The organism is Zoogloea oryzae (genome assembly GCF_030161255.1).
GTDB lineage: Bacteria > Pseudomonadota > Gammaproteobacteria > Burkholderiales > Rhodocyclaceae > Zoogloea > Zoogloea oryzae.
On sequence record NZ_BSPX01000103.1, the window covers coordinates 1 to 10993 of the forward strand.

The following is a 10993-nucleotide window of genomic DNA, read 5'->3' on the forward strand; positions in this document are numbered from 1 at the left end:
CGGTGGGCGAGGGCGGCGTGACGCGCCTGCCCGGCCTGCTGGTGGCCCGCTACCTGGGCCCGGCGGCCGAACCGGCCCGCGCCTGGTTTGTCGCCCTGTGGTCGGTGCTGCGCCCGGCACTTGCTGGCCGCGAGGCGGCGGTGCCGCGAATATGGCTTACTTAGGAAGTGGGGAATGGGTAATGGGAAGTGGGTCGTGGGTATTGGGGAGTGGGTAATAGGAAATGGGGGTGCGGTGCTTCACCACGCTCTTTTGTCTCACCAACCTCCCAAAATCCTGCCCATCACCCAACCGACCAAGCCCGGTTCACTTACCAACTCCATAGCACCTACGGCCCACTACCCACTACCCATTACCTACTCCCCATACGGAACCATCATGGAACTGACCCCCCGCGAGAAAGACAAGCTCCTGATCTTTACCGCCGGCCTGCTGGCCGAGCGGCGCAAGGCCCGGGGGCTCAAGCTCAACTACCCGGAGGCGGTGGCCTACATCAGCGCCGCCATCCTCGAGAGCGCCCGCGACGGCCGCACCGTGGCCGACCTGATGAACTACGGCACCACGCTGCTCACGCGCGCTGACGTGATGGACGGCGTGCCCGAGATGATCCCCGAGATCCAGGTGGAAGCCACCTTCCCGGACGGCACCAAGCTGGTCACCGTCCATCAACCGATCGTCTGAGGAGCGACCATGATCCCCGGTGAAATCGATACTGCCGATGGCGAGCTGGAGCTCAACGTCGGCCGCGCCACCCTGACCCTCATCGTCGCCAACACCGGCGACCGCCCGATCCAGGTGGGCTCCCACTACCACTTTGCTGAGACCAACGCCGCGCTCAGTTTCGACCGCGCTACGGCCCGGGGCCATCGCCTCAACATCGCCGCCGGCACCGCCGTGCGCTTCGAGCCCGGCCAGACCCGCACCGTCGAACTGGTCGCCCTGGCCGGCGATCGCAAGGTGTTCGGCTTCAACGGCCAGGTGATGGGAGCGCTCTGAACATGCGTGCTTGCACGGCTTTTGGCGCAGTTGCTTCCGGGCAGCACGGGTTTTCCGCTGCTCGGATTGCAGGTCAGCCTGTAGGTCGGACTTCAGTCCGACACCGCTTGCTCGATCACCCCCGGATTTTCCTGGGCGGTCGCGTCGGACTGAAGTCCGACCTACAGTCCTGCGGGCTGGAACCCGCGGGTGGCCGACGCAACGCGCTTCCGGCTGCAGCCGGCATTCCCCACGGTTTTCTGGAGTCCTGATATGGCAAAGATTTCGCGCCGCGCCTACGCGGAAATGTTCGGCCCCACCGTGGGCGACCGGGTGCGCCTCGCCGACACCGAGCTGTGGATCGAGGTGGAGAAGGACTTCACCATCTACGGTGAAGAGGTCAAGTTTGGCGGCGGCAAGGTGATCCGCGACGGCATGGGCCAGGGCCAGCGCCTGGCCGCCGAGGTGGCCGACACCGTCATCACCAACGCGCTCATCCTCGACCACTGGGGCATCGTCAAGGCCGACATCGGCCTCAAGCACGGGCGCATCAGCGCCATCGGCAAGGCCGGCAACCCGGACATCCAGCCCGGCGTCACGATTGCCATCGGCGCCGCCACCGAGGTGATCGCCGGCGAGGGGATGATCGTCACCGCCGGCGGTATCGACACCCACATCCACTTCATCTGCCCGCAGCAGATCGAAGAGGCGCTTATGAGCGGCGTCACCACCATGATCGGCGGCGGCACTGGCCCGGCCACCGGCACCTACGCCACCACCTGCACCCCGGGGCCGTGGCACATCGCGCGCATGCTCCAGGCGGCCGACGCCTTTCCGATGAACCTGGGTTTTCTGGGCAAGGGCAACGCCAGCCTGCCGGGGCCGCTCGCCGAGCAGGTCGAGGCCGGCGTGATCGGCCTCAAGCTCCACGAAGACTGGGGCACCACGCCCGCCGCCATCGACACGTGCCTGAGTGTGGCCGAGGAGATGGACGTGCAGGTGGCGATCCACTCCGACACCCTCAACGAATCGGGTTTTGTCGAGACGACCGCCGCCGCCTTCAAGGGCCGCACCATCCACACCTTCCACACCGAAGGCGCGGGTGGCGGCCACGCGCCGGACATCGTCAAACTGGCGGGCCTGCCCAACGTGCTGCCCAGCTCCACCAACCCGACCCGGCCCTACACCATCAACACCATCGACGAGCACCTGGACATGCTCATGGTGTGCCATCACCTCGATCCGGCCATCGCCGAGGACGTGGCCTTCGCCGAATCCCGCATCCGCCGCGAGACCATCGCCGCCGAAGACATCCTCCACGACATCGGCGCGCTGTCGATGTTCTCGTCCGATTCCCAGGCCATGGGCCGGGTGGGCGAGGTGGTGATCCGCACCTGGCAGACCGCTCACAAGATGAAGGTGCAGCGCGGCGCGCTGGGTGGCGACACCGCCCGCAGCGACAACTTCCGCGCCAAACGCTACATCGCCAAATACACCATCAATCCAGCCATCGCCCACGGCATCAGTCACGTGGTCGGTTCCATCGAGGTCGGCAAGCTGGCCGATCTGGTGATCTGGAAACCGGCCTTCTTCGGCGTCAAGCCGAGCCTGATCCTCAAGGGCGGGATGATCGCCGCCGCCGCGATGGGCGACGCCAACGCCTCCATCCCCACGCCCCAGCCGGTGCATTACAAGCCCATGTTCGGCGCCTTCGGCGGCGGGCTGAAGACCTCCCTCACCTTCGTGTCCCAGGCATCGCTGGCGAGCGGCGCACTGGACGGTCTCGGCCTCGTCAAGCCACTCGAGGCCGTGCGCGGCATCCGCAGCGTCACCAAGTCCTCGATGATCCACAACGACTGGCAGGGCGAGATCAGCGTCGACCCCGAAACCTACGAGGTCCGGGCCGATGGCCAGCTCCTCACCTGCGAACCCGCCAGCGTGCTGCCGATGGCGCAGCGGTATTTCCTTTTTTGAGCAAGTGATGCCCTGTAGGTCGGACTTCAGTCCGACAAACCATCCCCGGTGTCGGACTGAAGTCCGACCTACAGGTCCGACCGATAAGTCTGAGCTAGATGAGATTGTCTGACCGATGCTGCTGATCGAAACCCTCTACACCGGCGACGCCGCCCCGACCGCACGCCTCACCCTTGATTTCGACGCCCGTACCAAGAGCCGCCTGCGCACCCAGCTGGAGGATGGGGAGGAGGTCGGCCTGTTCCTGCCCCGGGGCACCATCCTGCGCGGCGGTGATCGCCTGCTGGCGGCCGACGGGCGGATCGTCGAGGTGGTTGCTGCGCCCGAAGACCTGATCGAAGCCCGCTGCGCCGATGCCTTCGCCCTGGCCCGCGCCGCCTATCATCTGGGCAACCGCCACGTGGCGGTGCAGGTGGGTGCAGGCTGGCTGCGCATCCAGGCCGACCACGTGCTGGAAACCATGCTCACCGGCCTCGGCGCCGAGGTTGCCAGCCTCACCGCCCCCTTCGAGCCCGAAGCCGGCGCCTACGCCCACGGCCATCACCACGCCGAGCGCGGTGCGACCGAAGCCAAGATCCACCAGTACAAGTGACGGGCGCCGGGATGAGCCTCGCCCTGGTCCGCCTGCTGCAGCTCACCAGCCCCACCTTGCCGGTGGGCGCCTACACTTATTCGCAGGGGCTGGAGTTCGCCATCGACTCGGGTCTCGTCAAGACCGAAGCCCAGGTGGGCGAGTGGATTGCCGACGCCCTCGCCGGCGCGGTGGGCGGCTTTGAGCTGCCGCTGCTGGCGCGCTTGATGGACGCCTGGGCGGCCGGCGACGACGGCCGGGTGAGTGAGCTCAACGCCCTCTGCCTCGCCAGCCGCGAGACCTCCGAGCTGCGCGCCGAAACCGTCCAGATGGGCTACTCGCTGGTCCGCCTGCTGGTGGATCTGCCGGCCTTCGCGGGCCTGCCCGGCTGGGCGGCGCGGCTGCGGGCGATTGACGATCCGGCCTTTCCGGTCGCCTGGGCGGCGGCGGCGGTGGCCTGGCAGGTCGAGCCCGGGCCGGCGATCAGCGGCTACGCCTGGGCGTGGATCGAGAACATGGTGATGGCCGCGGTGAAGGCTGTCCCCCTGGGGCAGGCCGCCGGCCAGCGCCTGCTGTCCGATCTGGCCGCCCGGGTGCCGGACCGCGTGGCTGCCGCGCTGGCGCTGGCGCCGGAAGACTGGTCCAATTTCCAGCCCGGCCTCGCCATCGCCAGCAGCCGCCACGAGACCCAGTATTCGCGACTCTTCCGCTCCTGAGATGCCCCCATCGACCAAGAAATTGCCCAGACCCTCCCGAAAGGCGTCCGCCGACGTGCCGCGCCTTGCCATCGCCTGCCAGGGCGGCGGCGCCCACACGGCCTTTACCGCCGGCGCGCTGGCCTACCTGTTCTTCTCCTTCGAGTACTTCCGTCGTCGTGGCGAGGACGGCAACTGGTTCGACCTGCTGGGCCTCTCGGGCACCTCGGGCGGCGCGATCACCGCGGCGATGGCCTGGAGCGCCGCGCCCGACGGATCGTGGGCCGAAGGCGCCCGCCGGGTGCTGCACTACTGGAACCGCAACAAGGCCAGCTTCGACCCGAGCGGCAAGCCGCCCTTGTGGTGGGGCGAATATTTCAGCAACGCCGCCAGCCAGTGGCTGATGTCCTGGCAGGACGCGCTCCCCGACGCCTTGCAGGACATGCTGCCGACCCTGAGCTACCCGCCGTCGGCGGTGTTGTCCGAGCTGATCCAGGCGCGCATGAAGGACGACATGCGCGCGGTGGTCGGCTTGCCGGCGGATGCCGAACGCTTTGGCGGCCGGCCGGGGATCGATCTGTTCGTGGGCGCGGTGGATGTGGTCAATCCCGACGGCGAGCCGCAGACCGCCTTCCGCACCTTTCCCGAGCAGATGGAGGAGGGCTTGCGCCTCGACGAGCTGCTTGCCAGCGCCTGCATTCCCGAGCTCTTCGTCGCCAAGCCGCTGTCGGTCGATGCGGGCGATGGCTCCGGCCGGCGGGAGCAGCGCTTCTTCTGGGACGGCCTGTATTCCCAGAATCCGCCGATCAACGATTTCTTCGACGGCCGCAGCCGCGACCGCAAGCCTGATCTGCTGTGGGTGGTGCAGATCAACCCTAACCGCTACGAAGGCTCCGACTGCGGCCCCGACACGCCCGACGAGCAGGCCGACCGGCGCAACGAGCTGGCCGGCAACCTCTCGCTGGGGCAGGAGCTCAGGTCCATCGACCGGGTGAACCGCATCGCCGAACAGCTTGGCAGCGTGCCCGGGTTGCCGGAAGGGCTTGCCGACTACAAGCCGGTGACGGTTTGCTTTATCCGCCTGGGCACTCGTCGCGATGGCCCGCTGGCGCGCTTTCCACTCAACTACGCCTCCAAGCTCAACCGCGATCCGGCCTTCATCGATGCGCTCATCGCGGAAGGCATCCGCGCCGCCCACGAGGCTGCCGCCGGTGGCGAGCTGGTGGTGCCGCACCGCAGCATGAAGCACAAGTGCGAGATCTACCCCGACCCGGACTGGCCCACACCCGCCGGCCTTGCCGAGCTGCTCGACGACGCCGGGCTGGCCAGCCAGTGGCGCCGGCTGGTGAGCTCCCTGCCCGAACCCTCAATCCCATCCAGATCCACCCAAGACCAGACCAAGGAAGCTCCATGAAAGGCCAACCCCTGCGCGTCGGCATCGGCGGCCCCGTCGGCTCCGGCAAGACCGCCCTGACCCTCGCCCTGTGCCGCGCCCTGCGCGAAAAATACGACCTCGCCGTGGTCACCAACGACATCTACACCGCCGAGGACGCCCAGTTTCTGGTACGCAACGAGGCCCTGGCGCCCGAGCGCATCATCGGCGTCGAGACCGGCGGCTGCCCCCACACCGCGATCCGCGAGGACGCCTCGATCAACCTGGAAGCCGTCGATCGCCTGATCCGCCTGTTCCCCGATGTCGAGCTGATCTTCGTCGAATCCGGCGGCGACAACCTGGCGGCCACCTTCTCGCCGGAGCTGTCGGACCTCACCCTCTACGTGATCGACGTCTCCGCCGGCGACAAGATCCCGCGCAAGGGCGGGCCCGGCATCACCAAGAGCGACCTGCTGGTGATCAACAAGATCGACCTCGCGCCGATGGTGGGCGCCTCGCTGGAGGTGATGGACCGTGACGCGAAGAAGATGCGCGGCGAGCGGCCCTTCATCTTCAGCAACCTCAAGACCGGCCAGGGCCTCGCCGAGATCATCGCCTTCATCGAAAAGCAGGGCCTGCTGGCGGCGGGCTGAACGCGCGCGGCGTCAAAAACGTCACGCTTTTTGCGGTATGCTGCCGGGGCGCCTCATGCCGGCAGCGTTCCGGCCCGGGAGCGCCATGCGTCTCAGACCACCAACATGCATAAGGGAACAGCAATGAGCGAACAGAACAACAATTTCGAAGAGTTCTACGGTTACAAGTTCGAGGAACTGTCCGTCGGCCAGAGCGCCGTCTATGCCCGCACCGTGACCGAAGCCGACATCCTGATGTTTGCCGGTGTCTCCGGTGACTACAACCCGGTGCACATCAACGAAGAACTGGCTGCCTCCACCATGTTCGGTGGTCGCATCGCCCACGGCATGCTGTCGGCTGGCTTCATCTCCACCGTGCTCGGCACCAAGCTGCCCGGCCCCGGCGCGATCTACCTGGCCCAGACCCTGAAGTTCAAGGCCCCGGTGAAGATCGGCGACACCGTGGTTGCGCGTTGCACGATCAAGGAACTCACCCCCGAGAAGCGCAAGGCCAAGTTCGACACGGTGTGCACCGTGCGCGGCAAGGTCGTGCTCGAAGGCGAAGCCGACATCATGGTGCCGGCCCGCTGAGCATCAGTTTGCGGCAGGGCGCCTGAGCGCTCCGCCGGACGGTGCTGCAAGAAACGCCCCGCCTGTCTGCGGGGCGTTTTCTTTGGTGCTTCCGGGGCCAAGGCTGCTGTCGAGGAAGCGGACGACATCGGCCAGCACCCGGTCGAGATCCTGGCAGTCGTCGTGACCACCCGTCAGGATGCGCAGCTCGACGTCGTCGTGGGCACGGTTGGCGTGGATCTCGCGGGCTTCGGCCACCGGCACCGTTGCGTCGTCGCTGCCGTGGGCGATCAGCACCGGACAGCGTATCTGCCGGATGGTGTGGCAGGGGGCGATGTCGTCGAAACGATGGCCGATCGTGCGCTGCACGTACCACAGGATCAGTTGCCCGAAGGGCCAGCGGGGAATGCCCTTGCTGTCGAGCCAGCGCTCCATCATCCGCGCCGGATGGGCAAATGCCGCGAGGCTCACGATGGCCGAAAGCGCGGGTCGGCGTGCCGCGACGAGCAGGGCTGCCGCCGCGCCGACTGAGTGACCGATGGCGGCCAGGCGCCGGGCGTCCACCTCCGGTTGCCGGGCCAGCCAGTCGAGGGCGTGTTCCAGGTCTTCGGCAAAGCGCGGCAGGGAGGCGAAATCGTCGTCGTCGCTGCTGCCGTGACAGCGCGCGTCGAAGAGCAGCACGCCATGTCCCGCCAGATGCAGCGGGGCGGCGAGCGGCAGCATGGTCTCCGCGTTGCCGCCCCAGCCGTGCAGCACGGCAACCGCGGACGCGGGCTCGGCGCCGCCAGGGGGCATGTACCAAGCGTGGAGCGTCCTGCCCCGCACGGTCGGAATCCGGATGGTCTGCCATGGAAGATCCGTCGGCTGTCCGGATTCCCGCAGCCGGGGTGCGGTGAGCCCGCGGCGGATCAGCATCGGAAACAGGAAGACGGCTAGCGCTCCCAACGTGACGAGGAGCAGGGCGAAGGGCATTGGACGCAGGGCGGTTCGATGTAAATCAGTGTTCGCTAATGTACGGGCTTTCGACGCGAGCGCCTAGCGCGGCGCATCCGCTGGCGGCACGGGGCGATGGGTTTAGCGTCGCGTCGCGGCGGCGCGCTTGCGGTACAGCATGATCGGCGCGCAGCGGTTTTCGTCGTGGTAGATGCCCACGCAGTCGAGGCACTGGAAGCAGCGGTCGTAGCGGATGGCGCCGGATTTCTCGATGGCGTCGTAGCTGCAGCGGTGGCGGCAGGTCTGGCAGGGCTGGCCGCATTCGGTGCGCCGCGGCAGCCAGTCGAGGATGCGCAGCTTGCCGCCGAGGGTCATCGCCGCGCCCAGCGGGCACAGGTATCGGCAGAAGAACTTGTAATACACGCCGCCCAGCACCAGCAGCAGCACCGCCCAGGCCACGAAGGGCCAGCTCCGGTCGAAACCCACGGTGATGGCGGTCTTGAAGGGTTCGATCTCGACGCCTTTCTCGGCCAGCTGCGGGGCGAATGCCGCGGCGGCCACCAGGGCGGCGAGCACGGCGTAGCGGCTCTTCTCGAGCACATCGCCGAGCCGCGGCGGCAGCCGGCGCTCGGGCAGGCGCAGCAGGCGGGCGAGGTGGGCGGCGAACTCCTGCAGCGCGCCAAACGGACACAGCCAGCCGCAGAAGGTGCCCCGGCCCCACACCACGAAGCTCACCAGCGTGAAGGCGATGAGGAGCAGGCTCACCGGGTCGTACAGGAAGCTCTTGAGCCCCGCGCCGGCGGCCAGCGACTTGACCGCGCCGGTGATCTGCACGATCGACAGCTGCCCCTGGGCGTACCAGCCCAGATAGCCGAGGGTGAAGGCCAGAAAGCCCAGCCGGAACACCCGCAGGCGCGATGCCGACACCGACATCCAGCGCGGCCGGGCGAGTACCACCGACAGGACGAGCAGCGCCGCGCCGATCACCGCGAGTTCGGTGGCGCGATCCTTCCAGGCGATCAGCCAGTCAGGCAGCGGGGCGGGCGGGCGATGGAACAGCCCGGCCGGCGGCCGGTAATCCAGGACGGCGCTGCGCTGGGTGATGACCGGCAGCATCGAGCCTTTGGCGCGGGTGAGCGTCAATTCGAAGCGCACCGGGCTGGCCGGATCGACGCCCGACATGGGCGGCACCCGCAGCACCAGCGACGCGTTGAGGGGCGGGGCGCCAGCGGGCGGAGCGGGGGCGATGTCCAGGTCGCGCAGCTCCACCGGACCGCCGTCCTGGCTGAAGGCGAGGCGCGGTGGCACGGTGCCGCGGGTGAAGCCCTCATCGATGAAGGCGTCGCGGCCGCTGCTGGCCACCCACCAGGCGTGCTGGCCGGGTTCCAGCCGGCGCATCAGGTCGGCGTGGCCGGCGTCGCCGAGGATCGCCCGGCCGATGGTCGGCGCGTTGAGGTAGGCCACGTAGAGGTCGACGAAGGTGGCGTCGGGCCGGGCGAGGGCGTCCGCGTCGACGCCAGCCCCTTCGCTGCCGGCAAAGCGCTGCTCCACGTCGGCGTTGGTCAGGTGCAGCCGCCCGATGGCGCCGCTTTCCACCAGCTGGGCGAAGCTGCGTTGCTCGAACACGTCCGGCCGCACCTCGGCGGGCGGCGCCTTGTTGGCCGGGGCGGCAAAGCCGAGGCGGGCGCGGGCTACCGCCAGCGCCGAGGTGAGCACGCTCTGATTGACGATGCGCACCGAGGCGGTGGCCTTGCTCACGCCGTCCAGCACCACCCGGTTGCCGCCCGCGCCGGCGCGGGTGTTGCCGTAGAGGCTGGAGACGGTGATCTCCTGCTTGAGGCTCTTGCCTTCGTACTGGCGCAGGAAATCCTTCAGGGGCTCTTCGCCGAGGCCCGAGAGGAACACCGGCTCGTGCTGGCGCAAGAGCTCGACGCCCAGGAAGTTGCCGCGCCGGTCAATGGTGACCAGCAGGTTGAGGGGGGTGCCCTCGAAGCCCGGAATGGGCGCGAGGTCGATGGATTCAAAAGCGTAGGCGATGGGGCCGGCTTCGGGTTCGAGCTCGCTGGTGATGGGCCAGGCGGGGATGTCGCGGAGCTTGTCGCCCACATGGAGCGGCGGCTGGATGCGCCGGGCCATGTCGGCCTGGGAGAGATCGCCCGCCTGCGTGGGCAGGCCCAGGCAGGCAAGGCAGAAGAGGGCGCCGGTGGCGGCCCGGTGCAGGAGACTTCGGGCGGAGACCATCGGCGCGGGTGAGGCTTACTTGGCTTCGAGCTGCTGCTTGAGGGCGCCAAGGCCGCTGGTGTAGATGCCGCGCACGGCGTTCTTGGCGGTGGCCGAATCAGCCCCCTTGGCCTTGAAGGTGGACGACCATTCGACGCGGCTGCCGCCCTTGGCGGCCTTGACCTTGAGGGTGGACACGTAGCCGCTCACCGGCAGCGGCGAGTCGATGATGCGGTACTTGAGCATGCGCTCGGAATCGCGATGATTGAGCAGCTCTTCGACCAGCTTGGCGCCGTCCTTGGTGGTGACGGTGCGCACGGCGCCGCGCTTGTCCTTTTCGCCCTTGTCGAGGGTGGTGGTGGCGACGGCCGGGTGCCAGGCGAGGCTGCCGAAGTCACGCACGGTGTCCCAGACCTTGGCAGGCGGAACGGCGATGTCCATGTGCTCCTGAACCTTGAGCGTGTTGCCCGCGGCAGCCGGCAGGGCGGCGCTGAGGGCGAGGATGGCGACGAAGAGGGATGCCTTGTTTTTCATGTTGTCTCCGGGGGTTGGGGGTGCTGTGTGGTCAGACCTCGATCAGGCCGGCGCGGACGGCGGCCATCGCCAGTTCGGCCATGTTCTGGATGCCGAGCTTCTGCTTGATGCGGTAAAGGTGGGTGCCCACGGTGTTGGGGCTGAGGTGGAAGGTGTCGGCCACCTCGGCCACCGAGTGGCCCTGGGCAAGCTGCAGGAAAACGTGGAATTCCTTGTCGGTGAGGGCTTCGGCCGGGTGCTCCGGGCGGTCGGCGCGGCGCAGCACGGCGGCGATCTCGGGGTCGATGTAGGTCTGGCCGGCGGCCACCAGGCCCACCGCGCGGAGGAGCTCGTCCGGTGCGCTGCGCTTGCACAGGTAGCCGGCGGCGCCGGCCTTGAGGGCGCGTTCGGCGGTGAGGGCGTCGGCGTGGGCCGAGGCGATCAGCACCCGGGCGCCGGGCTCGCGGGCGAGGATGCGTTCCAGCGCCGACAGGCCGCCGCAGCCGGGCATCGACAGGTCCATCACCAGCACGTCCGG

Annotated in this window: 13 protein-coding genes; 9 read left to right on the forward strand and 4 right to left on the reverse strand. The window is 68.3% G+C overall.

Going from position 1 to position 10993, the window contains the following annotated elements; translation table 11 throughout:
- Positions 1–17 precede the first annotated feature (17 nt).
- From QQK25_RS24440 to QQK25_RS20935, 9 genes are all read left to right on the forward strand, one after another.
- Positions 18–164, forward strand: coding sequence for an urease accessory protein UreD (locus tag QQK25_RS24440; RefSeq protein ID WP_498027239.1), 147 nt, complete (start codon positions 18–20; stop codon positions 162–164).
- A gap of 214 nt (positions 165–378) precedes the next feature.
- Positions 379–681: an urease subunit gamma gene (gene ureA, locus QQK25_RS20900; protein ID WP_284189700.1), complete on the forward strand. Its 303-nt coding sequence runs from the start codon at positions 379–381 to the stop codon at positions 679–681.
- 9 nt (positions 682–690) lie between these two features.
- The gene (locus tag QQK25_RS20905) at positions 691–996 is read left to right on the forward strand and encodes an urease subunit beta (protein WP_284189701.1); all 306 of its coding nucleotides are present in this window, start codon (positions 691–693) and stop codon (positions 994–996) included.
- 252 nt (positions 997–1248) lie between these two features.
- Positions 1249–2949 carry an urease subunit alpha gene (gene ureC, locus QQK25_RS20910; RefSeq protein ID WP_284189702.1) on the forward strand — a complete coding sequence of 567 codons (1701 nt, stop codon included), beginning with the start codon at positions 1249–1251 and terminating at the stop codon, positions 2947–2949.
- 115 nt (positions 2950–3064) lie between these two features.
- Positions 3065–3541: an urease accessory protein UreE gene (gene ureE / locus QQK25_RS20915; protein WP_284189703.1), complete on the forward strand. Its 477-nt coding sequence runs from the start codon at positions 3065–3067 to the stop codon at positions 3539–3541.
- A gap of 11 nt (positions 3542–3552) precedes the next feature.
- Positions 3553–4236 carry an urease accessory protein UreF gene (locus tag QQK25_RS20920; RefSeq protein ID WP_284189704.1) on the forward strand — a complete coding sequence of 228 codons (684 nt, stop codon included), beginning with the start codon at positions 3553–3555 and terminating at the stop codon, positions 4234–4236.
- A gap of 55 nt (positions 4237–4291) precedes the next feature.
- Positions 4292–5629, forward strand: coding sequence for a patatin-like phospholipase family protein (locus tag QQK25_RS20925; protein WP_284189705.1), 1338 nt, complete (start codon positions 4292–4294; stop codon positions 5627–5629).
- Entirely contained in the window at positions 5626–6240 is a 615-nt protein-coding gene (gene ureG / locus QQK25_RS20930) for an urease accessory protein UreG (RefSeq protein ID WP_284189706.1), read from the forward strand. Before QQK25_RS20925 ends, ureG begins: the two co-directional genes overlap by 4 nt.
- Before the next feature lie 123 nt (positions 6241–6363).
- The gene (locus QQK25_RS20935) at positions 6364–6810 is read left to right on the forward strand and encodes a MaoC family dehydratase (RefSeq protein ID WP_284189707.1); all 447 of its coding nucleotides are present in this window, start codon (positions 6364–6366) and stop codon (positions 6808–6810) included.
- Between the two features lie 3 nt (positions 6811–6813).
- On the opposite strand, the gene QQK25_RS20940 is transcribed toward QQK25_RS20935, so the two are convergent.
- From QQK25_RS20940 to QQK25_RS20955, 4 genes are all read right to left on the reverse strand, one after another.
- Positions 6814–7761: an alpha/beta hydrolase gene (locus QQK25_RS20940; RefSeq protein ID WP_284189708.1), complete on the reverse strand. Its 948-nt coding sequence runs from the start codon at positions 7759–7761 to the stop codon at positions 6814–6816.
- A 102-nt stretch (positions 7762–7863) separates the two neighbouring features.
- Positions 7864–9963 carry a 4Fe-4S binding protein gene (locus QQK25_RS20945; RefSeq protein WP_284189709.1) on the reverse strand — a complete coding sequence of 700 codons (2100 nt, stop codon included), beginning with the start codon at positions 9961–9963 and terminating at the stop codon, positions 7864–7866.
- Positions 9964–9978: 15 nt separating this feature from the next.
- Entirely contained in the window at positions 9979–10476 is a 498-nt protein-coding gene (locus tag QQK25_RS20950; protein WP_284189710.1) for an SRPBCC family protein, read from the reverse strand.
- A gap of 31 nt (positions 10477–10507) precedes the next feature.
- Positions 10508–10993 (reverse strand): response regulator (locus QQK25_RS20955; protein ID WP_284189711.1); only part of this gene is annotated, 486 nt, incomplete at its 5' end.